This window comes from Paenibacillus sp. FSL R5-0486 (assembly GCF_037975155.1).
In the GTDB taxonomy this organism is placed as follows: domain Bacteria; phylum Bacillota; class Bacilli; order Paenibacillales; family Paenibacillaceae; genus Paenibacillus; species Paenibacillus amylolyticus.
The window spans coordinates 5,732,224-5,756,263 of sequence record NZ_CP150237.1 but is presented as its reverse complement, the minus strand read 5'-3'; the positions used below and the strand labels follow the sequence as shown (position 1 = coordinate 5,756,263).

The window sequence follows — 24,040 nt, the reverse complement described above, 5'->3', positions numbered from 1 at the left end:
ACTAGTTCTAGGGACAACGGCCTCAACATGCCTGTGAAGGAGAGAACATGCAATGGACAGTATGAAGTATTATGTGTCTGTCATGGGCCGCTCCGTTATTCCGGATCCGTCGGTAACATCATATGAATGGATCATTCAGGCAACGCCGCAGGAAGCGGAGCAATTACTGGGACTGCTGAGCCTCATGCAGGAAAAGGAGGAAGAGGCCTTTCCTGGCATGGTATTCCCATGGCCAGATACACCGGAGGAGTCCGTAAACCGAGCTTATGAAACGGTATTACAACAGGTGTATCGAGAGATTTACCGATTGGGCACACCAGAGACACGATACCAGATTGAACAAAGTACATGATAAGCACAAAGGAAAAGGAGCGCGATGACGAATGTATGCCATTCAAGATGCCAAAATACGCAGATTAACCGAGGTGGATGGATTGTCTTGTGCAGAGGTTGAAGTGCAGCCTGGAAATGCCGGAGATCCATCGTTACTTGTATACGTGGCTTCAACACAGCCCGGAAATTCGCTGGAAGTTGTTCGGATTGTACGCAATCACTCCGATTCGGCGATCGACTGGTATAACAATAATATGCATACTGCGTTTGAAGAGGCGACAGATACCGCATTTGAGAACAGCGAAGGTATGACAGTAGAAGAAGATAAAGCTCGGTTTCAAAGTGAGTTGTTTTCCTTTGGTTTACTTGGTCCAACACTTCAGCGTTATCTGATCGGGCAGGCTTAACAGGTAACGCTCCAGCAACACATGTGGCGATAGTGGGATAGAGTTCGATGTTGAGCTATATGTAGATGCGACCTGTTGCTGTTGCTGGTTGCTCTGACTGTATCTGTAACTGGAAAAACCCGCCGTTGTTGAACGGCGGGTTTTGTTATGCGATGGTCAGATCAGGTGGAGATGTGATCAAGCATACTCGCGCAGCACTTGAATCCCTTTAACCACATTGTACACAAAGCTTAATCCGTAAATCACAAAGAATAGAATGACAAACCCAACGGCGGAACCCAGACTATGCGCAGTCACGAAGAAATAAAATAACGGAATGGCAGCGAGAAAGGGGAATACATGTGAGAATAAGGCGCGTTTTGCATGTCCCTCAATGTAATCATCCTTGGCAACAATCCATATAATGATCGGAAACAGGAACGGGGCAAAGAAAATACTAAAGTAGGATAAGGCTGATAAAAGTTGTCTCATGACGATTCTCTCCTTCAATGGATCATTGAAATGTATGTATGCAAAAGATTACCCAGCAATTCTGACATTGAAAATGTCTGATGTTAATCTTACTCTAAATGTCCCAATCTCCTCAATATAACCTGGTTCAAGCTATCATATTCTCCAAGGGACTGAAGTATGAGAATAACACCGAAAAGTACATTTATCGCCTTTGATTACGAATGATGCCTAGTGGCATCATCAACATCGAATATGGAATTCAGCCGAAATAAGCGGATGCTTACGAAGGTTGTTTCCTTTGGAAACAATGTAGTTGCTCACGTAGTTTGCCTACGCTTCGCTACTCCATTTCTAGCTTCATTCCATCTTCTCGGTACTGAAAACCGGAGTTTTTGAACCCGCATTTAAGTATAATTATTAATTTTTTTATAAAACTATTGAAAAATATAGAAATCAGAGTATAATAAGAACCGCGCCGAAAATTTATTATACATATTTGTCTCAGTAGCTCAGCTGGATAGAGCAACGCCCTTCTAAGGCGTCGGTCGGGGGTTCGAATCCCTCCTGGGACGTAAAAAACAAGAAGCTTCCTTCGGGAAGCTTCTTGTTTTTCGTTCAGGGGAAGAGAACCCCAATGGTTCGTCGGAGCATCTGCTTCGTTAGGACTTTTATTGGTTATACCTATAAACAATATAGAATTTATATATTTAAATAATAAACAATTCTGTGCCACAATGAGGATATCAATAACGAAAGCGACGGTGGTATCCATGAAATCATTAAATCAATGGCAAGCAGATGAGTATGACAACAAACTGGCTTTTGTGTCCGGATATGGAAAAAATCTAATCTCTTGGCTTCAACCCCAAAAAGGGGAATACATTCTTGATCTGGGTTGCGGGACGGGGGATTTGACGCATGAAATTTCTCTGGCCGGAGCTGAAGTTATTGGCATGGATGCATCGAAGGACATGATTCGCCGTGCGAGGAAGAAATTCCCTGAACTTGAGTTCGTGGAAGGAGACGGTCATCAGTTTGAGACGAATAGACTATATGATGCCGTCTTCTCCAATGCAGCCCTGCACTGGATGCGAAGCCCGCGATTAGTGGTGGATAGTATATGGAAATCTTTGAAGCCCGGAGGGCGTTTTGTAGCAGAATTTGGTGGTAAAGGGAACGTGCAGACCATTGTGAATGCATTAGAGCAGGTTATGGAGCGAAACACGGGCATTCGTGCATCGGAACGCAATCCTTGGTACTTTCCTTCGATCGGAGAATATAGCCATATTTTAGAGCAAAGTGGATTTATGGTGCGTCATGCCTATCACTATGACCGTCCTACCAGACTGGCAGATGGTGAGCAGGGTATAGTAGGCTGGTTGGCTCATTTTGGAGGCGACTATTTTGCAGGTCTCAGTCATGAAGAGATACAACAAATATGCCATGAAACCAGTCAGATCGTGATGTCTCACCTTTGGAAAGATGATGCGATGTATGCCGATTACAAGCGCCTGCGTATTGAAGCCGTGAAGCCAGAATAAAGTGAAATTTCGCGATAAGTAGCAATTTTTATCGATGTTAAACGAATTATCGTGATTCTTTGTATACTAATTACGCTTCCCCTATATACCAGGAATCTCTTTCGGATAAAGAGGCTCTTGGTCTTTTTTTTGATGCATTATTTTAAAAATGAAATATTCAAACGACAAATAATTACAAATGGATATTTTTATCATACTGAAGACCCATATAAGTAATTTCTATATCATATTTGTAATTATTTAGAAGGAAAATGTGGTATTTTGATAGAATAATTTACCAAGGGTCAATCTTCTTGCAGATAGGCGGTGAAATTGGAGTGTGTATTGCAGTACGCACAAACAGCAGGAACCCATCATTTGGTGACGTATTCACATTTAAAAGGAGGGGCAAAGCCTTGAGTAAACGATTGATATCCACGTTATTAAGTGTTCTGATGGTCTTTTCCATTATTCTCCCCGCGGCTGGAGCCGCTCCCGCAGATTCAGTTATTCAGCTTGACAACTTACCCAGTACAGCCGAAGCCAAACAATGGAGAGAGATTCTTGCAGGACGGGAAGCAAAACTTGCGGCAGATCCATTTTTGGATAAAAGCTTGGAAGGTCTGGGTGGCGAGAACACCCGAGTGATCGTTGAGCTTTCCAATAAACCTGTTGCAGTAGCGCAAGGTGAATCAACCCTCTCCGGAAAATCTTTTACCTCCTCTATGGAAACAAAGGCTGTGACTCAAGTTGAGCAACAACAACAGTCATTTGTACATAGCCTCACTCAGAAGAAAATCAAACATGAAGTATTGGAAGAATATGCATATGCCCTGAATGGTGTAGCGATTGAGCTTAAAGGAAACCAGGTGGGACAATTGCTTCAAATACCTGGCGTGGTCAGCGTATATCCAGACCTTGAAGTTACAATAGCGCCAGAGACAGATGAAGTGAACCCGTACATGAAAGACACAGCTCCTTTTATTGGTGCACCTGAAGTATGGGATCTGGGTTACAAAGGAAATGGCATTAAAGTCGGCGTCATTGATACTGGGATTGACTATGAACATCCTAATTTGCAGGAAGCTTACAAAGGCGGATGGGACTTTGTTGGAAACGACAATGATCCGTATGAAACAACATATCAAGAATGGAAAGGATCGGGCGAGCCTGAGCTTAACGAGCTTGGAAGCCCCTATTACACATCTCACGGTACGCACGTAGCGGGTACCGTTGCTGCTCGCGAGGCGGGGGACTACGGTATTGTTGGTGTTGCTCCTGAAGCAGATATCTATGCTTACCGTGTACTTGGACCGTATGGTAGTGGTCAAACCTCATGGGTACTCGGCGGAATTGATCGTTCTGTTCAAGATGGCATGGACGTAATCAATCTCTCGTTGGGTAACGCCGCCAACGACCCAAGTTATATTACTTCAGTTGCCCTGAACAATGCGATGTTGTCTGGTGTGACAGCGGTTGTAGCAAGTGGTAACAGTGGACCTAACCGTTATACACTCGGTTCTCCGGGTGCGTCTGCAATGGCCATTACGGTAGGTAACTCTACAGGACCGAGCCAGGTGATTACAGCCGATACTCACTTCTGGATTGGTGAGGAAAGCGAAGAGGCACAACCTGAACAACAACCGGTGCCAGAGGTTGAACAATCTCCTGAACTGGGTACAGCACCTGGAACAGAAGCACCAGAAGTTTCAGAGCAAGGTGTACCTGCAACTGCTGATGAGGAAAGTGCAGCGGCTGTGGAGGACACAGTTTCTAACGAAGCTGAAGTTCCGAATGTAGAAGAGGTTACAACAGAAGAAAATACTCCATCTGTATCACCTTCTGCACCCGTTGAAGCTTCTCCTGAAGCTGCCCCTGTGGAAGAAGAGTCTGTAATTGCTCCGACTGAAGCTCCACTGGCTATTACAGAGTCGGTTTACCGTCTGGATCTGATGGGATGGAGCCTTTCAGCGGACCCTGAAACTGTTTTGACAGGAAAATATGAGCTTGAATATGCAGCACTGGGTAAGCCAACTGATTTTGAAGGCAAGGATTTTACAGGTAAAGTGGCATTAATACAGCGTGGTGAACTCGCATTTGTAGAGAAAATCGCGAATGCTAAAGTAGCCGGAGCCTTGGCTGTTATTGTATATAACAACATTCCCGGTCCAATCGGTGTAAGTCTGGGAGATAACTTTGAACTTATTCCAACACTGAGCATGTCCAAGGAAGATGGAGATGTGATCAAGGCTGAGCTGGACGCAGGCCAAGCCGTTGAAGTGAGCTTTAGTGATTTTGAACGTTCACAAACTCCGGGCGATGAAATGAGTTCATCCAGTTCACGTGGACCTGCAAAGGTAACACTGGACATCAAACCGGATATTGTTGCACCAGGTACAAGCATTTTATCTACGATTCCTGCCTACGGCAAGGATGAGCCAGACGCAGATTACGCACAAGCTTATGATCGTAAATCAGGTACAAGTATGGCTACACCTCATGTAGCAGGTTTGATTGCTTTGCTGATCGAGAAGCATCCCGAATGGACTCCATTTGATATCAAAGTTGCACTGATGAACAATAGTAAGGTACTGGATACAACCAAGTTTGATGTATTTGATCAAGGTGCTGGCCGTATTCAGGCTGTTAATACCATTGATCCTGCGGCTTTTGTCAAAGTGCTTGATGTAACTCAATACACAGAAAGTGGCTCTGTTGTTGAAAAGGAGAATATCACCGGAAGTATCAACTACGGTAATTTCCTGAGCACAGATGAAAAGACGATTACCAAAACAATTAAAGTTGAAGCGCTGAATGGTAGTGGCGGGGATTACACCGTAAATGTGAATCCAACTCGTAATGTCGCTGGTGTATCCGTTGCGGTGGACAAGAGTTCCTTCACACTGAATGGTGAGGAAGAACTTGCAGTGACAATCACCGTTCCGCGTGGGGTTACTGCGAATACAGAAGCACAAGGATACATTGAGTTCTCGAACGGAACCAATACTTTTACTGTGCCATATGTTGCTCATTTCAACGTTACGTTGAGTGGGGTTAAATATATTGAAACCGTAAAAGGCACTGAGAAAAATCCATTCCACTATCCATTGAAGGCTGATGGTAAGTTGGATACGCTGAATGTTGCGATGGAATTCTATAATCCGATGACATTTGCCCTGATTGAGATCTATGATGGTCTTAATCCGGAAGGTGGATATTATCAAGATGGTTATATCGGCTCCATCTTTGGTAACTATTTTAACTTCAATGCCAATGCAAGATACAACCTTGCTTGGGACGGCTCATATGCAGATTACACAACCGATGAAGTGACTGAGATTCCGGATGGTTTATATACGGTAGACATCACTACGATTGGTACGGACGGCAAAACCTATAAGGAAGACACTTCGCCATTTTTGGTGAAAAAGACAGCTCCGGCTGTAACTGCACCAGAAGCGTTGGAGTTCAAAGAGGATGAGTCTGCTGTTCTTAATGGTAGCGTGGAAGACTTGTACTTCCGTGTAGCTCCTGCGCTTGCCAGCGGATGGAACATCACGTTTGATCCGACCGCTTCCCTGGAAGCAACGTATGTTGTGAAAAAAGAGGATGGATCGGTTTATAAAGAAGGAGTCTTTGAAGTACAAGCTGATGGCAGCTTCAGCCTTCCTTTGGAGGGAATTGTAGCGGGTGAGTATGCTGTTGAACTTACCGTAAAAGACCAACAGGGGCTTTCGGGCACAACCAATACGGCACTGAAATTGGAAGCCGTGGAGACCGAACCTGAAACTCCGGCAACGAAGGCCCCAGGTACGCCTGTATTGTCTCACAATAACTGGGTAGGCAACGGCCTGCCAGAGGGCGCGTATATCGTTACAATGAACCTGTGGTGGGGCGAGAACGCAACTAGCTACAAGTTATATGAGGACGGGGTTTTGGTTGATACACAAAAGTTGACTTACAACGCGCCTTGGGCGCAGTTTGCTCAGACGAAGATCACGGGCAAAGCCAACGGCACGTATACGTATGTGGCCGAGTTGACCAACGACAAGGGAACAACGCGGAGTCAGACGTTGACTGTTCAGGTTACCAATGCAACGCCAGGCAAAGCGGTTCTCTCTCAAGATAACTGGGATGGCGATGGCCATTATAAGGTGACCATGAACCTGTGGTGGGGGACCAACGCTACAGAGTATCGTCTCTATGAAAATGATAAGTTGATCGATACGCAAGAACTCCGTTCGGCTACACCTTATGCGCAAAGTGCTGTGACTACACTGTCCGGGAAAGCATCGGGCACGTATACGTATCGGGCAGAGTTAATTAACGCAGCCGGAGTTACCAGCACAGACACGATTAAGGTAAAAGTGAAGTAAGTTCATTCCTCATAGAAATTAATTAAAATGGATTCAATTAATGAAGGAATTGTTCTATGCATAAACGGCCTCCATCCTGATTTGCAGGATGGGGGCCGTTTTGTTTTTTTATAAATGAATTATATGACTAACCGATCATCCTATTTTTGCTGGCTTGAATCCCTGCGATTAACAAAGCGATGGCCAGAATGACCTGTATTAGCAACGGCAGGGCCCATCCTTTTGTCCAGTCATGAAGCATACCGAACAGTAGAGGTCCAACTGCGGCCAGCATATATCCGAAGGATTGGGCCATACCGGACAGGCTGGCAGCTTGTCTGGCATCTTTTGTGCGAAGGACGAAGAACATCGTTACCATGCCAAATGAAGCTCCAGCGCCTATTCCTGCCAACGTGACACCAATGGTAACGAGCGAAGCAATGCCACTTAACAATAAAGCATACCCAACAATTAAAGAAGAGCACGTTATCGCGGTTAGAACACGCTGATCTCGCGTTCGGCCGGCGAGGATTGGAACGATAAAGGTAGCTGGTACACTAACCATCTGCATCAGGGAGAGCATCCACCCTGCTGAGGTGGGGCTGAATCCTTGCTCAGCGAGAATCTCGGGAAGCCAGGTAATCGTTGTATAAAATATTAGAGATTGAAGACCCATAAATAAAGTAATGAACCAGGCCAGGGAAGAGGTCCGTAGACGTACAGGTGTCCCTTCACTCTGTGTGGCTATGAATAACATTCGCTGACGTCCTGCGGCGATCTGGGGGAGCCACAAGAGAAGCGCCAATATGGACAACAAGGCCCACATGCCTAACGAAGCACGCCAACCCATAGATGTGGCTCCTGCTACGGGCACACTCACACCTGAGGCGATGGCGCCAAATATATTCATGGATACAGAGTATAATCCGGTGACGATACCTACCCGCAATGGGAAATCACGTTTGATCAAACTTGGCAAAAGCACGTTGCTTAATGCAATGCCGCACCCCAAAATTGCGGTTCCTGCATATAAAGAGAGAACGGAAGGCAACAAGCGAAATGCCACCCCGATGGTTACAATCATAACAGCCAATAGCAGAGCAGATTCGAGTCCTAACCGCTTGGCAAGACGTGGTGCAAAAGGAGAGACTGCTGCAAAGGCAAGCAAAGGAAGTGAGGTCAGAAGCCCGACCATTGTATGGCCGATACCTGTATCTGAGCGGATCATCTCCACAACGGGACCCGTTGCAGTGATCGGTGACCTCATGGTAGCGGCGATGACGATAATGCCTGCTAACAACAGGCCGAATCTTTTGGATGTCGAAGAATGTTCTTCCTCGGTATGGATAGATGAGTGTTGCTGTATTGAAGATGACATTGATAAAATCTCCTGTTTCCTAAGAAGTTAATATGTATGGATTGTTACATTACCCACTGGGTAAGCATAACATTCTATGTCAATATTGAGCAATGAAATGAAAAAACATCCAATCGACAATGGGTGCCTTGACTACCCTGTGAACTCTAACGAATCCACGTGGTCTTATAATGGGTAAAACCGCTATTTTCAGATTCTAACAAACCTCAGCAACGTTAATAAGGCTATGAAGTGCGAATAACTGGGTTAATACCCCAGAATGGTGAAATAAGCTCTCTAAGATTCGTTAGAGTTCCACAATGCTGAATTGGGAGCAAATAAAGTGTCCTATGTTCGTTAGAATATCGATACTTCAACGTGTTGCTTATAGAGTGATCAAATGCGGGCGCTCCAATACAGCGACATAGAGCATGTAACGAAGCGAATGCTCCGACGAACCATTGGGGTTCTCATCCCCAGACGCAAAAAAAGCTTCCCGAAGGAAGCTTCTTTTAATACGTCCCAGGAGGGATACTTCTCCTTGCAGTCGAGACTGCGAAGTGGTGCTAACGAAGCGAATGCTCCGACGAACCATTGGGGTTCTCATCCCCAGACGCAAAAAAAGCTTCCCGAAGGAAGCTTCTTTTAATACGTCCCAGGAGGGATACTCTCCTTGCAGTCAAGACTGCAAAGTGGTGCTAACGAAGCGAATGCTCCGACGAACTGTTGGGGTTCTCATCCCCAGAACGCAAAAAAACTTCCCGAAGGAAGTTTCTTTTTTATACGTCCCAGGAGGGGGACTCTCCTTGCAGTCGAGACTGCGAAGTGGTGCTAACGAAGAGGATGCTCCGACGAACCGTTGGGGTTCTCATCCCCAGAACGCAAAAAAAGCTTCCCGAAGGAAGCTTCTTTTTATACGTCCCAGGAGGGATTCGAACCCCCGACCGACGCCTTAGAAGGGCGTTGCTCTATCCAGCTGAGCTACTGAGACATGAATTTTTTCAAGCAAAATTGATTTTATCATATGCATACAGGAATATCAAGCGTTTTATTTTGAATTATTTTTCGTATATGATATTTAGCGGCAGTAACGTTTTTTTCATTATATTTAAGGTTATGTTAGAATATCAGGAGAACTCAGAAAATAGATCAACAATCGTTTTAATATATACATCTATTTATGTTGATTCCGACTGGAGATTCAGGATATAGAGGAGGTGCTCCCATTAAGGAATCCACGACCCCGGAAACCGAGCATAACAACAATATTGTGCTGTTTCCTAAGACGCTGGACTATTACCAGATTCAATTGACAGTTATGCTTGAAAATGAACGGTATGGTGAAGCGATGAAATTGCTTCACTTTTTGTTGCAATGTCAGGGACAGGAAGAGCGCCACTATGATGAATGGCGGGCTCTGCTCGAATGGCTTCAGGCTGCGTTTCCTCAATATGAAGAAACCTCGCCTGCCGTTCTTGAAGAACGAGAAGAGGAAGAAGAGATTAGTGAGGAAGACATGGCACGGCAGCATGCCCGAATGAAGCTTGAACAGGATGATGGTTATGCAGATAAGATGCTTCGCACAGTAATGGAGGAGCCGCTGTCTGAACAGACGATGCTGGCTTTGGAGCAACTGGCCTATCTTGATCTACCAAAGATTGACGAGGCACTTACGAGTTGGTTAAAAGATAAGTCGCTTCACCCTCTGCTTCAATTTCGGGTGTTGCAAACCTTGCGTCGACGAGGTGTTCAAGGTATGATCCTGTTTACGAGAGGCGAAGAGCAGGTTGAAGTCGAGATCGACACCGTGCCTCTTAGACCAGAGGAATTCCCGCTCCAAATCGTTCAGATTCTGGAACGAGTGGCAGATCAGACGGAGGTTCATGAACCTACGCTCTTTTATTTTGCCCAAGAACTGTGGATACAATATGTCATGGCGGTGTATGGAACCCGTGATTATGTATCGATGCTGGAAGAAAATGATTCCATGACAGATATATGGGCAGCAGCTCTACATATGACCGTTGCAGACAGTCTGGGTGGTTCGCATGATGAGGAAAATACCCGCTCAATGTATGCTGTGACAGGCGCGATGCGCTTTCGACTGGAACAGGCTTATCGTTCTATGAAACAGTTTGTATCTGCCGGTTTGGATGGTTAATCGAGGCCGGAAACGTTTTCCTTAAACTGTATCAAGGGATTCCCCTTGAAAAAGAATCTAATCTTGTTTATACTAAAATGGTTATTTTGTACGTGATTGCCTACGTGAACATGTGAATTTTGGAGGGGAAAGTATACAATGAAAGCAACTTGGGAAAAGATAGAGAAGAACCTTGGGGTTCTTGAGGTTGAAGTGGATGCAGATCGTGTAACTGCAGCACTCGACAAAGCTTTTAATAAAGTGGTTAAACAAGCAAACGTACCTGGATTCCGTAAAGGTAAAGTACCACGTTCCATTTTCGAAGCACGTTTTGGTGTAGAGAGCCTTTATCAAGAAGCAATCGACATTTTGCTTCCTGAAGCCTATACAGAAGCAATCGACCAAACGGATATCTTCCCGGTTGATCGTCCTGACGTAGATGTTGAACAATTTGCTAAAGGACAAACATTCAAGTTCAAAGCAAAAGTAACTGTGAAACCTGAAGTTACTCTTGGTGAGTACAAAGGAATCGAAGTTGCTGTAGCAAAAGGTGAAGTAACTGACGCAGAAGTGACTGAAGAACTTGAGCGTCTTCAACAACGTCACGCTGAACTCGTTGTAATTGACGAAGGTTCCGCTGCTAACGGGGACGTTGCAGTAATCGACTTCGACGGTTCCGTTGATGGTGTACCTTTCGAAGGTGGACAAGCTGAGCGTTATTCCCTGGAACTGGGTTCCAACACATTCATCCCTGGATTTGAAGAGCAAGTTGTGGGTCTGTCCACAGGTGACTTCAAAGACGTAGAAGTGACTTTCCCAGAGAGCTACCATGCAGCAGAACTTGCTGGCAAACAAGCGGTATTCAAAGTGAAAATTCACGAAATCAAACGCAAACAACTTCCTGCATTGGATGATGAGTTTGCTAAAGATGTTAGCGAATTCGACACACTTGAAGAGTACAAAACTGATCTGAAAACACAATTGGAATCCCGTAAAGCTGACGAAGCCAAAGCTGCTCAAGAAAATGCAGTTGTAGAAAAAGTGGCTGAGAACGCTGAAGTGGACATTCCTTCTGCAATGGTAGAGAGCGAAGTACAAAACATGATGCGTGATTTCGACAACCGTCTTCGCAACCAAGGGATGAACCTTGAAATGTTCCTGAGCTTCTCTGGCCAGACACAAGCTGACCTGAGAGGACAAATGCAAGAAGATGCTTCCAAACGTGTTCGCAATAACCTGGTGCTTGAAGCTGTAGGTAAAGCGGAAAACATTGAAGTGTCTGATGAAGAAGTGAATCAAGAACTCGAAAAAATGGCTGAATCTTACAAGCGTCCTGCTGATGAGATCCGTGGCATCCTCGAGGGTAATGGTTCCCTGGACAGCCTTCGTGATGAAGTAAAACTGCGTAAAACGATTGACGTTCTCCTTGAGAACAGCACAGTTGTTGAACCGGTTGAAGCTCCAGCTGAAGAAGTTGTTGCAGAAGCTGACGAAAAATAAGACAAGCTGTTATCAACTTGTCAGTTGAATAAACGATAAGGCACGTGAATTATTGCGTGCCTTATTTTTAAATTATGACATCCATTTTATAGAAAATGAAGTAATTATATGGATGAATACTAATTTTATTGATCCGCGTACACTTTTTACATACCTATGTACTTCATGCAAATAAAAAACGGCAAGACGGCATAGGATGGCTTCAATTTGCACATACATAGAAAACATGGTTAAATATGATCAGGCTAAAAAAGTAAACAAATTGATGTCTGACCCCTCTTGTGAAAAATGACATTGTCACAGGAAAGTGTTAGAATGAATTTGGGTTTGCTTTACAGGTGGCCTATGTCTAATTACATGTAGAAAAGAGGTTGGTCTCATGAGTCTGGTGCCAATGGTTATAGAACAAACCAATCGAGGCGAGCGGTCTTACGATATATATTCACGTTTGCTGAAAGATCGCATTATCTTTCTAACCAGTGCGATTGATGACGATGTAGCCAATCTTGTCATAGCACAGCTTTTGTTTTTGGCAGCCGACGATCCTGAGAAGGATATCAGCTTGTACATTAACTCACCTGGTGGTTCTGTCACCGCAGGGATGGGTATATACGATACGATGCAATTTATCAAGCCGGATGTATCTACCATTTGCGTAGGGATGGCAGCAAGCATGGGCTCGTTATTGCTGACAGCCGGTGCACCTGGCAAGAGATATGCGCTGACAAATAGCGAAGTAATGATTCATCAGCCGCTTGGCGGCATTCAAGGACAGGCTGCGGATATTAAGATACACGCAGAATGGATTATTAAAACACGTCAGAAACTGAATCAAATATACGTCGATCGTACGGGTCAGCCTCTTGAGAAAATTGAGCGGGATACCGACCGTGACTTCTTCATGAGCGCTGAAGAAGCTAAGACGTACGGCATTATTGACCAGGTGCTCAGTAGACCGATCAATTCCTAAAGGGGTGGTTTCATGTTTAAATTTAACGATGAGAAAGGGCAGTTGAAATGCTCTTTTTGCGGTAAATCTCAGGAGCAGGTACGCAAGTTGGTCGCTGGACCAGGCGTGTACATCTGTGATGAATGTATCGAACTTTGCACCGAAATCGTTGAGGAAGAACTTGGTCATGATGAAGAAGTAGACCTGAAAGATATTCCGAAACCAAAAGAAATTCGTAATATTCTGGATCAATATGTTATTGGACAGGAACAAGCGAAAAAATCATTGTCTGTTGCGGTGTATAATCACTACAAACGGATCAACACACAAAGCAAAATTGAAGACGTTGAATTGTCAAAGAGTAACATTTTGCTGTTAGGACCAACAGGTTCTGGTAAAACGTTGCTTGCGCAAACGATGGCAAAAATTTTGAATGTTCCTTTTGCTATTGCGGATGCTACGTCATTAACAGAAGCGGGTTATGTAGGTGAGGATGTAGAGAACATCCTGCTCAAACTGATTCAAGCTGCTGATTATGATGTGGAAAAAGCAGAGCGTGGCATTATTTATATCGATGAGATTGATAAAGTAGCGCGTAAATCCGAAAACCCATCCATTACTCGTGATGTATCGGGCGAAGGTGTGCAACAGGCTCTCTTGAAAATTCTTGAAGGAACTGTGGCTTCTGTACCACCACAAGGTGGTCGTAAACACCCTCATCAAGAATTCATTCAGATCGATACAACAAACATCCTGTTCATTTGCGGCGGTGCCTTTGATGGTCTGGAGCAAATGATCAAACGCCGGATCGGTAAAAAAGTCATTGGCTTTAATACCGTTTCTGAGCAAAAAGATCTGAAACCAGGTGAATACCTGGGTATGGTATTGCCGGAAGATTTGCTGAAATTTGGCCTGATTCCGGAATTTGTAGGCCGTCTGCCAGTCATCTCCACTTTGGAGCCACTGGATGAAGATACGCTGGTACGGATTCTTTCCGAACCAAAAAACGCGCTTACCAAACAGTACCAAAAACTGCTTGAGCTGGATAATGTGAATCTGGTCTTTGAACCAGCTGCATTGCTTGCGATTGCAAAAGAAGCAATTAAACGTAACACAGGTGCACGTGGATTGCGTGCCATCATTGAAGGTATCATGCTGGAAATCATGTATGAAGTGCCTTCACGTGAAGATGTTACGAACTGTGTCATTACCGAAGAAGTTGTTGAGAAAAGAGTCGTGCCTGAACTAAGCCAATCAAAGGACGATAAGCAGGAAGAGAGCGCCTAATAAAGGCCTGAATCCCGTTGAACTCTGAAATATAGACTTGTCAGTTCTCCACTTTGGCAGAAGGCGAATTCATGTCTCTGTCAGGGTGGAGCTTTGACGTTGTGGGGAGAGAAATCACTCATGTATTTAAGACAGGATACACGTCCCGTGAAAGTGGGAAACGTAACGATCGGTGGCAGTAACGAAGTCATTATCCAAAGTATGTGTACAACCAAAACGGCAGACGTTGAAGCAACGGTTGCAGAGATTCTGCGACTGGAAGAAGCGGGTTGTCAAGTGGTACGTGTAACGGTGAATAATGAGGAAGCTGCCGCAGCCATCAAGGAAATCAAAAAACGCATTAATATACCGCTCGTAGCGGACATTCATTTCAACTATAAGCTGGCTTTACTTGCGATTGAGAACGGCATTGATAAAGTTCGGATTAATCCAGGTAACATCGGTAAACGTGCAAAAGTGGAAGAAGTGGTTAAGGCTTGTAAAGACCGCGGCATTCCGATTCGGATTGGAGTAAATGCGGGGTCTTTGGAAAACCATCTCCTTGAGAAGTATGGGTATCCTACGGCAGATGCTATGGTAGAAAGTGCATTGTATCACATTGGTATTTTGGAAGAGCTTGATTTCCATGATATCATCGTGTCTCTCAAAGCATCGGATGTGCCGATGGCAATTGAGGCGTATACCAAAGCAGCTCAAATCATTCCGTATCCGTTGCATCTCGGGATTACCGAAGCGGGTACATTGTTCTCCGGTACGATCAAAAGCTCCGCAGGTATGGGAGCCTTATTGTCCATGGGTATTGGTTCTACGATGCGGATCTCACTGAGTGCGGACCCGGTAGAAGAAATTAAGGTCGCTCGTGATCTGCTCAAAACATTTGGACTCATTACAAATGCAGCCACATTGATCTCCTGCCCAACGTGTGGACGTTTGGACATCGACCTGTTCTCCATTGCCAACGAAGTGGAAGAGTATATCTCCAAACTGAAGGTGCCGATTAAAGTATCGGTGTTGGGTTGTGCGGTTAATGGTCCAGGTGAGGCCAAAGAAGCGGATATCGGAATTGCCGGTGCTCGTGGAGAAGGTCTCTTGTTCCGTCATGGTAAGATGATTCGTAAAGTGCCTGAAGAAATCATGGTTGAGGAATTAAAAAAAGAGATCGACAAAATCGTCGAAGCCTACGAAGAGACAGGTGTTATTCCTGGTCGTTCGCACTGATTGATTCATATCTTGTTACAACAAAAGCTCGCCAGCGATGGCGGGCTTTTTATTTTCTCGCATACAAATTCCGTATCGCCCGTTTACGTCGCGTTGAAAAGGCTATACTACCAAGTATTAGCATGATCTCATATGAGAATAGCGACAAAATAGGAGGATGTGAAGACATGGAATTTGGTATGGTCATCATGTTGATTCAGTTATTTTTTGGAGTGGTGATTGGTTTGTATTTCTGGAACCTGCTGCGTGGTCAGAAAACAAACCGCAGTGCCGTTGAGCGTGAATCTCGCAAGGAACTGGAGAAGCTGCGCAAGTTGCGTTCGATCTCACTCACCAAGCCGTTGTCGGAGAAGACGCGTCCAGCTACCATTAACGATATTGTTGGGCAAAAAGACGGGCTGCGTGCCCTTAAAGCTGCTTTGTGCAGTGCTAATCCGCAACATGTTATCATTTATGGCCCTCCCGGAGTCGGGAAGACAGCCGCGGCAAGGGTCGTTTTGGAAGAGGCTAAGAAGAATCCAACATCGCCTTTCAAGCCAGACGCGAAATTCACGGAGTTGGATGCAACAACAGCTCGTTTTGATGAGCGTGGTATTGCGGACCCCTTAATTGGTTCGGTCCACGATCCGATATATCAGGGAGCAGGAGCCATGGGCGTTGCAGGTATTCCCCAACCGAAACCGGGCGCTGTCACGAAAGCGCATGGGGGAATGCTTTTTATTGATGAGATTGGTGAATTACATTCGATTCAGATGAATAAGCTGTTGAAAGTGTTGGAGGATCGCAAGGTGTTTTTGGAGAGTGCGTACTATAACTCGGAAGACACGCATACTCCTGCTTATATCCACGATATTTTTCAAAATGGCCTGCCGGCCGATTTCCGCCTTGTTGGAGCAACGACACGTTCGCCTCATGAACTGCCACCAGCTCTGCGTTCCCGCTGCATGGAAGTTTATTTCCGTCCTTTGTTGCCTGAGGAGATTGGGCGAATTGCAGAGGATGCTGTTCAGAAAATAGGGTTCAGTCCATGTCCGGATGCCGTTGATGTGGTCAAGCGATATGCAACCAATGGACGTGAAGCGGTCAATATCATCCAGCTGGCTGCTGGACTTGCGCTGACAGAGAAGCGTGAGACGCTTCAGGCGTCTGATGTGGAGTGGGTGGCGGGTAGCAGTCAGATTCAGCCACGGCCTGATCGGAAGGTCCCTACACAGCCGCAGGTGGGTTTTGTTAACGGCTTGGCGGTATACGGACCGAATATGGGAACCATTTTGGAGATCGAAGTATCTGCTGTTCCGGCTCTTAAAGATCAAGGCCGAATCAACATTACAGGCGTTGTGGATGAAGAAGAGATTGGAGGCGGTTCGCGTACACTCCGGCGAAAAAGTATGGCCAAAGGCTCGGTTGAAAATGTGTTAACCGTATTAAAAGCCATGGGTATTCGTCCGAATGATTACGATTTACACGTGAATTTCCCAGGTGGGACACCTATTGATGGTCCATCCGCCGGGATTGCCATGGCGACTGCCATTACATCAGCCATTCAGAGGCGTCCTGTGGATCATGAGACAGCGATGACTGGCGAGATCAGTATTCATGGTCGGGTTAAGCCTATCGGTGGCGTGCTGGCCAAGGTCGAGGCTGCCTTTCAGGCAGGAGCGAAGACCGTTATTATTCCCGCGGAGAACTGGCAGTCCATTTTTGAGAATCTGGATGGCTTGCGCGTTATCCCGGTAGATACGGTACAGGACGTATTCCGTGAAGTGTTCGCCTGGGTTCCGGAATCACAACAGATGGAACAAACGAAGCTTGCAGAGGAGACAGTTGCACCTGCACCGGAGATTTTTCCACCGGCATCCGCTTCCTATTTGCGTGCGGACGTGCCTCGTCCAGGACAGGTTACAGATTCGGGAAGCTGCTAAGCGCTTCCCTTCATTGGTTTTTTATGTGAACATTTGATAGAATAATGAATGACTACAACCTGAGAGCCATTGGAGGTGCGAAAGCGATGGGACCGAGCAAAGCGAAAGGTCGTCGTTTTCCTTTACTGCCTTTAAGAGGACTTCTCGTCTACCCGAGTATGGTACTGCATCTCGATGTGGGCCGGGAGAAATCGGTCAAGGCTTTAGAAAAAGCGATGGTAGAAGAACATCTGATTCTCCTATGTTCCCAAGCCGAAGTAAATATTGAAGAACCAACACAAGAGGACATTTTCAGAATCGGAACCGTGGCCAAGGTCAGACAGATGCTGAAGCTTCCGAACGGTACGATTCGTGTACTCGTTGAAGGCTTGGAACGGGCTGAAATTATTGAATATACGGACAACGAGGAATATTATGAAGTACTGGCAAAAGAACTGCCTGAAGAGGAGAATACCCATCCGGAGACGGATGCCTTGATGCGTACCGTTCTGAACCAGTTCGAGAATTATATTAATCTGTCCAAAAAAGTGACACCAGAGACACTCGCAGCGGTGTCTGACATCGAAGAACCAGGGCGTCTGGCCGATGTCATCACGAGTCACCTGTCCTTGAAGATCAAGGATAAACAGGAAATTCTGGAGACCATCGACGTTCGGGAACGTCTGGAGAAATTGCTGGATATCCTGAACAATGAGCGCGAAGTGCTGGAGCTTGAACGCAAGATCAGCCAACGTGTGAAGAAACAGATGGAGAAAACGCAGAAGGAATATTATTTGCGCGAGCAGATGAAAGCGATCCAGAAAGAACTGGGTGAAAAAGAAGGCCGTGCGGGTGAGGTCGAGGAACTTCGCACTCAGATGGAAGAACTCGGCTTGCCCGACAAGGTGAAAGAAAAGGTCGAGAAAGAAATTGATCGACTGGAGAAAATGCCTGCAAGTTCAGCCGAGGGCGGAGTCATTCGCAACTACGTGGATTGGCTGCTTGGCCTTCCTTGGAGTCAGATGACAGCGGATGATCTGGATATCCAAAAAGCCGAAGATGTGCTCAATGCAGATCATTACGGACTGGAAAAGCCCAAAGAACGTGTGCTTGAATATCTGGCTGTCCAGAAGCTCGTCAAGAAGCTCAAAGGACCAATTCTCTGTCTGGTCGGACCTCCAGGGGTCGGTAAAACATCACTTGCTCGTTCGATCGCGAGATCGCTAGGTCGGGAGTTTGTAAGAATATCTCTTGGCGGCGTGCGGGATGAAGCTGAGATTCGTGGTCACCGACGTACCTATGTCGGCGCCATGCCTGGACGTATCATCCAGGGGATGAAAACGGCAGGGTCACTTAATCCGGTATTCCTGCTGGACGAGATTGATAAGATGGCTTCAGACTTCCGCGGAGATCCTTCCGCAGCGTTACTTGAGGTACTTGATCCGGAACAAAATAATACGTTTAGTGATCATTTTGTAGAATTGCCGTTTGACTTATCCAACGTTATGTTTATAACAACTGCCAACACGGTACACAATATTCCGCGTCCATTGCTGGATCGGATGGAAATGCTCAACATCCCTGGTTATACGGAACTGGAGAAGCAACAAATTGCGAAAAACTATTTGTTGCCCAAACAGAAGAAGGACCATGGTTTGGAAGAAGAGCAATTGGAAATCCCGGATGACGCGTTGTTACGTGTAATTCGTGAATATACACGGGAGTCAGGTGTGCGTAATCTGGAACAGCAGATGGCTTCGTTGTGCCGGAAAGCTGCCAAGAACATCGTATCGGGTGTGGAAGGTCAGATTAACATCTCATCCGATGAGATCAAAGATTACCTTGGACCTGGCAAGTTCCGTTATGGTATGGCCGAACTGGAAGATCAGATTGGTACCGTAACGGGTCTGGCGTGGACTGAAGTGGGTGGAGATACCCTTATCATTGAAGTGACTGTTGTGCCTGGAACAGGAAAATTGACTCTCACAGGTAAACTGGGGGATGTCATGAAGGAATCGGCACAAGCCGCATTCAGTTACACCCGTTCCAAAGCTACACAGCTAGGAATTTCGCCTGACTTCCATGAGAAGAACGATATCCATATCCACGTTCCGGAAGGAGCGATTCCGAAGGATGGTCCATCTGCCGGGATTACGATGGCAACAGCGTTAATCTCAGCCTTGACGAACAAACATGTGTCCAAGGATATCGCGATGACTGGTGAAATAACACTGCGTGGACGTGTGCTGCCGATTGGTGGTCTGAAAGAGAAATCACTGGCGGCCCATCGTGCCGGCTATAAAAAAATATTATTGCCTAAGGATAACGAACGGGACCTGCGTGACATTCCAGACAGCATCAAGGAAGATGTGGAGTTTGTCCCTGTAGCCCATATGGATCAGGTATTACAGCATGCACTTGTTGAGCAGACAGGAATTCACCTGTAATCCACGTATCCGAAAGGTTCGTATGAAGATTAGACCGTTCTGCGGAGGCTTCGGCGTCCGCTGGAACGGTTTTTTTGGTATGATAGAACAATCCATGGCATAATACCTTCAACAGGTGATGCATAGCACAGGCGTTCAAGAGAGGAAAGATACAATATGAAAGTAAATCAATCTGAATTTATTATCAGTGCCGTTCGGCCTGAACAATACCCCGAGGACGGTCTGCCAGAGATTGCTTTGGCGGGACGCTCCAATGTGGGGAAATCTTCCCTGATCAACCGTTTGATCAATCGTAAAAATTTGGCTCGGACGAGCTCTACACCGGGTAAGACACAGCAACTCAACTATTATAAAATTAATCAGGATCTCTACTTCGTCGATTTCCCGGGATATGGCTACGCTAAAGTTTCCAAAGAGCAACGCTTTGCCTGGGGAAAAATGATGGAGAAATATTTGTTGGGACGCGAGGAATTGAAACTGGTCATGCAGATGGTGGATATGAGACATGAACCGTCCAAGGAGGACAAGATGATGAACGAATGGCTTCGTCATAATGGACTGCCTTTGGTTGTCGTAGCAACCAAGATGGACAAGATTCCAAAAACACGCAGAGCCAAATATATCAAAGTCATCAAGGAATCACTGGGTCTTCGTTCAGGGGATTTGTTTGTGCCGTTTTCATCCGAAGAGGGATTGGGGAAAGAAGAGTTATGGGACATCATTACCCGCCATGCCCGCATAGATAAGTATGCACCAGTGCTGGATGCAGAGGGTGCTTCTGATGAGGAAGAAACCAACGGAATTAACGGATAACCGAGATAGTATACCGTTTTAGTGCAGGAAAGTGAGCATGCTAAATGAATCTTTGATGAGATCCAGATTAATCCGGTTTTTTAAGGAATTTCGTGAGAATTCATCATCTGGGTCTGGAGAAAAATAACGTTAGGGTAGTGTATAATGAGCATAGGTGCATATTGCCAACAGTACCAAAATTACCGGCCATGCCGGCCTGAAGAATTTTGAGATGACTGCTACATGTGCAGGAAGGCAAAACAATCGGGAAAGAATTGAGGGATTTGTATGGCTCAGCGGTTAGCCACAGAGTACGTTAAGGCCACTATGAAATTGTCAGAACCCCAGATGCATCAGTTTTTGCGCATGACAGAAGACGGCAGGCTTCATCACCGGGTTAAGGTGTTGGACAATGGTTGTCAGGAGGTTGTGCTGGGGGATGTAAGTGGAGAAGAAGTGCATTTCCCTTTTGACCGCATAGAAGGGTTTTATATCTGTGAATTATCTTGCCGCCTGGTGAATCTGCATCTGACCAACGTTGTCCGGAAGCTCTTTGTGACTTTTAAGGGTGACGGGGTCGTTCATCGGATCTATAAAGGGTTCACCATGACGTATGTTTATGCTCAAGGCACTGTCCGCAAAATTGTGGAGAAGACCGGGGAGAACACCCGAGTGATCTATGAATACAAAAATACGTTGCTTGAATTGCAACATCTGTTCCAGGCCAGAGATGTAGAACGCGAAATCAACCGTGTGTATGCCGAGATCGATTCACTACTGGACACTAGAAAAGATGCGACTGCTGATCAGCTCCATCAGATTGATGAGACCCTTGCTCGTCATCAAAAACGGTTGTTTGAGCTTGAAGCTTATTAGCTTAAAATTGTATGTTTATAAACGTATATGTATATAATGAATTCCCTTGTATCTTCCGTGCAGTGGCACTCGCCAATGTGGAGGTTTCAAGGGAATTTTTTGATGTGAGATCGAATATTCCGAATTGGAAATATTTATTTTACAATCTTCTGGAAAAGGGTTGATTTCACTCTGATTCAATGTTATTTTTAATCTCGTTGAAAACAAAATAGGAACCAGGATTCACTCAGGACATTATATGTTGCGAGAGATTTTTCCCTCGGGAAGTGAATGACGTAGGTCCTAGCGGATGAAATTTTTCAAACATTTTATTCCTAGGAAGGGGGAACCGAAGGATGGAATATTCAACTTTCGGAAGACACGTTGCTGTTGATACTTGGGGTGTTGACTTTAATCTACTGAACAATGCAGAGTATCTGGAAGCCCAAATGGTTGAAGCAGCAGAGGCATGTGGCGCGACAGTGATGTCCGTACAATCCAAGCAGTTTGATCCACAGGGAGCGACCGTACTTGTACTATTGTCTGAGAGCCATCTCTCCATTCATACGTATCCTGAGAGAGGTTTTGCAGCGATTGATTGTTACACTTGTGGGGAGACTGTAGATCCACAGCTTGCTATTGACTACCTGGTATCCGTATTAAAGCCTGAAAAAACGTATGCAAAGAAGTTGGTACGTGGTTTGGGCGAATTACAAGTTGAAACACCAGACATGAACAACCAGACTGAACGGGTTTAAATAAAAAGTATATTGCATACACACAAATGTTCACATATCGGGATGGACACATAACCTCCCAAACTCTAATAGTCATGGAATAATTCCATGGCTATTTGTTTTAATATGCGTATCGTTATGAATATTCATAATGGACACTTTTTAACGCATAACGGTGAACTTTGGTGAGACACTACAATAAATGACAGTGCATATGATGATGAACATGGTGATTTCATAAACATTTCATAAAAATGACCCGGTCATGGCTATGATGTGTGATATAATTAACCTTGTCAATCATAAATGGATAGACATATGCAGTAAGCACTTTGATTGGAAATTTATTAGGCAGGTGAACTTGCAATGCACATCGTTGTCGTTGGTTTGAATTATCGCACGGCGCCTGTAGAGGTTAGGGAACGATTCACATTTGCAGAAAAGGATTTGTCTGAAGCGCTGCAGCAGCTCAAGCTGACCAAGAGTGTATTGGAAGGTGTAATCGTAGCCACATGTAACCGTACCGAGTTGTATGTTGTGGTGGACCGTCTTCACATGTGTGGTTATTTTATTCGAACATTCATGGAACAATGGTTTAACGTACCACGGGAAGAATTTACGCAACACTTATATATATATGAAGATGATCAAGCCATGCGCCATTTGTTCCGCGTCATCTGCGGACTAGATTCCATGGTCATTGGTGAGACTCAGATTCTTGGACAGGTGAAACAGGCTTTTCTTAAAGCGCAGGAAGAGAAATCAACAGGTACCTGGTTTAATATGCTGTTCAAACAGGCAGTTACGCTGGGCAAACGAGCACATTCGGAGACTTCCATCGGGGAGAGTGCCGTATCTGTCAGTTATGCTGCTGTTGAACTCGGTAAGAGGATTTTTGGCATGTTCACAGACAAGAAGGTGCTCATTTTGGGTGCCGGCAAGATGAGTGAACTAACCGTGAAACATCTCTATGCCAACGGGGCATCCGAGGTCATCGTGGCGAATCGCACGCTCGCAAGAGCTGAAGAATTGGCAGCCAAGTTCCGGGGGACACCTTGTACCATGGAACAGGCACTAGATCGACTTAATGAAGTTGATATTGTGATTAGTTCCACTGGAGCTGAACGTTATGTCATGGATGCAGCAGTGGTACGAGAGAGCATGAAGCGTCGTCAATCTCGTCCATTGTTCCTGATTGATATTGCGGTTCCACGCGATATTGATCCGGCGATTGGTGAATTATCCAACGTATTTCTCTATGACATTGATGATCTGGAAGGAATCGTGGAGAGCAACCTGGAGATGCGTAAGGTGGAAGCTGCCAAAATTGAGAGAATGATTGAGCTTGAGATGGAGGATTATTACCATTGGCTCAAAACGTTGGGTGTTCGTCCCGTTATTCGGGCTTTGCAGGAAAAAGGTGTCTCCATTCATGAAGAAACGATGGATAGCCTGTTTAATAAACTGCCTGAGCTGGATGAACATCAACGTAAAGTCATTCGTCGTTTGACCAAGAGTATTGTGAACCAAATGACGACAGATCCGATTAATCGGATTAAGGAAATGGCAGGCACGAAGCAAGGTGATGAAGCTCTGCGCATGTTTACTCAGATTTTCGCTCTGGAAGATGCAGTAGAGATGGCCGCTGAAAAAGTGAGTCAGAGTGATGCTACAGCTCTGGCGAAACCAGCCGCTCACCTTAACGAAAACCGGCAAGACCCCGTGCCGGCTTATGCTCCGGCAGGCGTATAAGGCGGGTGGGCAGCTTGACCCTTGCTGAACAAGTTTA

The 24,040-nt window shown here is 45.4% G+C and carries 18 protein-coding genes and 2 tRNA genes; 16 read left to right on the top strand and 4 right to left on the bottom strand.

Annotated features, from left to right (window positions below; translation table 11 throughout):
• Nucleotides 1-52 precede the first annotated feature (52 nt).
• Nucleotides 53-352 (top strand): hypothetical protein, encoded by a 300-nt coding sequence (locus tag MKY01_RS25480; RefSeq protein WP_017692581.1) that lies wholly within the window; start codon nucleotides 53-55, stop codon nucleotides 350-352.
• A gap of 31 nt (nucleotides 353-383) precedes the next feature.
• Entirely contained in the window at nucleotides 384-740 is a 357-nt protein-coding gene (locus tag MKY01_RS25475) for a hypothetical protein (RefSeq protein ID WP_036605881.1), read from the top strand.
• 177 nt (nucleotides 741-917) lie between these two features.
• On the opposite strand, the gene MKY01_RS25470 is transcribed toward MKY01_RS25475, so the two are convergent.
• The gene (locus MKY01_RS25470; RefSeq protein ID WP_017692583.1) at nucleotides 918-1,211 is read right to left on the bottom strand and encodes a DUF4870 domain-containing protein; all 294 of its coding nucleotides are present in this window, start codon (nucleotides 1,209-1,211) and stop codon (nucleotides 918-920) included.
• Between the two features lie 480 nt (nucleotides 1,212-1,691).
• Between MKY01_RS25470 and MKY01_RS25465 the strand changes: the two genes are divergently transcribed.
• The 3 genes from MKY01_RS25465 to MKY01_RS25455 all read left to right on the top strand — a co-directional run bounded on the left by MKY01_RS25465 (nucleotide 1,692) and on the right by MKY01_RS25455 (nucleotide 7,089).
• A tRNA-Arg gene (locus MKY01_RS25465) sits at nucleotides 1,692-1,765 on the top strand.
• Between the two features lie 198 nt (nucleotides 1,766-1,963).
• Nucleotides 1,964-2,734 carry a methyltransferase domain-containing protein gene (locus MKY01_RS25460; protein WP_339284079.1) on the top strand — a complete coding sequence of 257 codons (771 nt, stop codon included), beginning with the start codon at nucleotides 1,964-1,966 and terminating at the stop codon, nucleotides 2,732-2,734.
• Nucleotides 2,735-3,129: 395 nt separating this feature from the next.
• Entirely contained in the window at nucleotides 3,130-7,089 is a 3,960-nt protein-coding gene (locus MKY01_RS25455) for a S8 family serine peptidase (RefSeq protein WP_339284077.1), read from the top strand.
• A gap of 127 nt (nucleotides 7,090-7,216) precedes the next feature.
• Here the strand turns inward: MKY01_RS25455 and MKY01_RS25450 are convergent, their stop codons facing one another.
• The 3 genes from MKY01_RS25450 to MKY01_RS25440 all read right to left on the bottom strand — a co-directional run bounded on the left by MKY01_RS25450 (nucleotide 7,217) and on the right by MKY01_RS25440 (nucleotide 9,416).
• Nucleotides 7,217-8,446 carry an MFS transporter gene (locus tag MKY01_RS25450; protein WP_339284075.1) on the bottom strand — a complete coding sequence of 410 codons (1,230 nt, stop codon included), beginning with the start codon at nucleotides 8,444-8,446 and terminating at the stop codon, nucleotides 7,217-7,219.
• A gap of 364 nt (nucleotides 8,447-8,810) precedes the next feature.
• Nucleotides 8,811-9,020, bottom strand: coding sequence for a hypothetical protein (locus MKY01_RS25445; RefSeq protein ID WP_339284073.1), 210 nt, complete (start codon nucleotides 9,018-9,020; stop codon nucleotides 8,811-8,813).
• 322 nt (nucleotides 9,021-9,342) lie between these two features.
• Nucleotides 9,343-9,416, bottom strand: a tRNA-Arg gene (locus tag MKY01_RS25440).
• A 327-nt stretch (nucleotides 9,417-9,743) separates the two neighbouring features.
• Here MKY01_RS25440 and MKY01_RS25435 point away from each other — a divergent pair.
• From MKY01_RS25435 to hemA, 11 genes are all read left to right on the top strand, one after another.
• Nucleotides 9,744-10,586: a hypothetical protein gene (locus tag MKY01_RS25435; RefSeq protein WP_036605959.1), complete on the top strand. Its 843-nt coding sequence runs from the start codon at nucleotides 9,744-9,746 to the stop codon at nucleotides 10,584-10,586.
• A 138-nt stretch (nucleotides 10,587-10,724) separates the two neighbouring features.
• The gene (gene tig, locus MKY01_RS25430) at nucleotides 10,725-12,065 is read left to right on the top strand and encodes a trigger factor (protein ID WP_339284071.1); all 1,341 of its coding nucleotides are present in this window, start codon (nucleotides 10,725-10,727) and stop codon (nucleotides 12,063-12,065) included.
• A 379-nt stretch (nucleotides 12,066-12,444) separates the two neighbouring features.
• A complete protein-coding gene (clpP, locus tag MKY01_RS25425) occupies nucleotides 12,445-13,035 on the top strand; it encodes an ATP-dependent Clp endopeptidase proteolytic subunit ClpP (RefSeq protein ID WP_036605886.1) in 591 nt (196 codons plus the stop codon).
• Between the two features lie 12 nt (nucleotides 13,036-13,047).
• Nucleotides 13,048-14,301 carry an ATP-dependent protease ATP-binding subunit ClpX gene (gene clpX / locus MKY01_RS25420; RefSeq protein WP_036605887.1) on the top strand — a complete coding sequence of 418 codons (1,254 nt, stop codon included), beginning with the start codon at nucleotides 13,048-13,050 and terminating at the stop codon, nucleotides 14,299-14,301.
• A gap of 120 nt (nucleotides 14,302-14,421) precedes the next feature.
• A complete protein-coding gene (gene ispG / locus MKY01_RS25415) occupies nucleotides 14,422-15,519 on the top strand; it encodes a flavodoxin-dependent (E)-4-hydroxy-3-methylbut-2-enyl-diphosphate synthase (protein WP_017692591.1) in 1,098 nt (365 codons plus the stop codon).
• A 167-nt stretch (nucleotides 15,520-15,686) separates the two neighbouring features.
• Nucleotides 15,687-17,441 carry an ATP-dependent protease LonB gene (gene lonB / locus MKY01_RS25410; RefSeq protein WP_036605888.1) on the top strand — a complete coding sequence of 585 codons (1,755 nt, stop codon included), beginning with the start codon at nucleotides 15,687-15,689 and terminating at the stop codon, nucleotides 17,439-17,441.
• A gap of 86 nt (nucleotides 17,442-17,527) precedes the next feature.
• Entirely contained in the window at nucleotides 17,528-19,867 is a 2,340-nt protein-coding gene (gene lon, locus MKY01_RS25405) for an endopeptidase La (RefSeq protein ID WP_339284069.1), read from the top strand.
• Between the two features lie 156 nt (nucleotides 19,868-20,023).
• Nucleotides 20,024-20,680 carry a ribosome biogenesis GTP-binding protein YihA/YsxC gene (yihA, locus tag MKY01_RS25400; RefSeq protein WP_036605890.1) on the top strand — a complete coding sequence of 219 codons (657 nt, stop codon included), beginning with the start codon at nucleotides 20,024-20,026 and terminating at the stop codon, nucleotides 20,678-20,680.
• 267 nt (nucleotides 20,681-20,947) lie between these two features.
• On the top strand, nucleotides 20,948-21,535 hold the full coding sequence (locus MKY01_RS25395; RefSeq protein ID WP_036605891.1) for a hypothetical protein: 588 nt from the start codon (nucleotides 20,948-20,950) through the stop codon (nucleotides 21,533-21,535).
• Nucleotides 21,536-21,870: 335 nt separating this feature from the next.
• Nucleotides 21,871-22,272, top strand: coding sequence for an adenosylmethionine decarboxylase (speD, locus tag MKY01_RS25390; protein ID WP_036673526.1), 402 nt, complete (start codon nucleotides 21,871-21,873; stop codon nucleotides 22,270-22,272).
• A 345-nt stretch (nucleotides 22,273-22,617) separates the two neighbouring features.
• On the top strand, nucleotides 22,618-24,003 hold the full coding sequence (gene hemA / locus MKY01_RS25385) for a glutamyl-tRNA reductase (RefSeq protein ID WP_036605893.1): 1,386 nt from the start codon (nucleotides 22,618-22,620) through the stop codon (nucleotides 24,001-24,003).
• Nucleotides 24,004-24,040: the final 37 nt, after the last annotated feature.

Bases quoted from the DNA above. Each gene is read 5' to 3' on its own strand.
- clpP (WP_036605886.1), top strand. From the start codon at position 12,445: ATGAGTCTGGTGCCAATGGTTATAGAACAAACCAATCGAGGCGAGCGG.
- speD (WP_036673526.1), top strand. From the start codon at position 21,871: ATGGAATATTCAACTTTCGGAAGACACGTTGCTGTTGATACTTGGGGT.
- ispG (WP_017692591.1), top strand. From the start codon at position 14,422: ATGTATTTAAGACAGGATACACGTCCCGTGAAAGTGGGAAACGTAACG.
- MKY01_RS25395 (WP_036605891.1), top strand. From the start codon at position 20,948: ATGGCTCAGCGGTTAGCCACAGAGTACGTTAAGGCCACTATGAAATTG.
- MKY01_RS25480 (WP_017692581.1), top strand. From the start codon at position 53: ATGGACAGTATGAAGTATTATGTGTCTGTCATGGGCCGCTCCGTTATT.
- lon (WP_339284069.1), top strand. From the start codon at position 17,528: ATGGGACCGAGCAAAGCGAAAGGTCGTCGTTTTCCTTTACTGCCTTTA.
- hemA (WP_036605893.1), top strand. From the start codon at position 22,618: ATGCACATCGTTGTCGTTGGTTTGAATTATCGCACGGCGCCTGTAGAG.
- yihA (WP_036605890.1), top strand. From the start codon at position 20,024: ATGAAAGTAAATCAATCTGAATTTATTATCAGTGCCGTTCGGCCTGAA.
- MKY01_RS25460 (WP_339284079.1), top strand. From the start codon at position 1,964: ATGAAATCATTAAATCAATGGCAAGCAGATGAGTATGACAACAAACTG.
- MKY01_RS25450 (WP_339284075.1), bottom strand. From the start codon at position 8,446: ATGTCATCTTCAATACAGCAACACTCATCTATCCATACCGAGGAAGAA.
- MKY01_RS25470 (WP_017692583.1), bottom strand. From the start codon at position 1,211: ATGAGACAACTTTTATCAGCCTTATCCTACTTTAGTATTTTCTTTGCC.
- MKY01_RS25445 (WP_339284073.1), bottom strand. From the start codon at position 9,020: ATGGTTCGTCGGAGCATTCGCTTCGTTAGCACCACTTCGCAGTCTCGA.
- MKY01_RS25435 (WP_036605959.1), top strand. From the start codon at position 9,744: ATGCTTGAAAATGAACGGTATGGTGAAGCGATGAAATTGCTTCACTTT.
- tig (WP_339284071.1), top strand. From the start codon at position 10,725: ATGAAAGCAACTTGGGAAAAGATAGAGAAGAACCTTGGGGTTCTTGAG.
- MKY01_RS25475 (WP_036605881.1), top strand. From the start codon at position 384: ATGTATGCCATTCAAGATGCCAAAATACGCAGATTAACCGAGGTGGAT.
- lonB (WP_036605888.1), top strand. From the start codon at position 15,687: ATGGAATTTGGTATGGTCATCATGTTGATTCAGTTATTTTTTGGAGTG.
- clpX (WP_036605887.1), top strand. From the start codon at position 13,048: ATGTTTAAATTTAACGATGAGAAAGGGCAGTTGAAATGCTCTTTTTGC.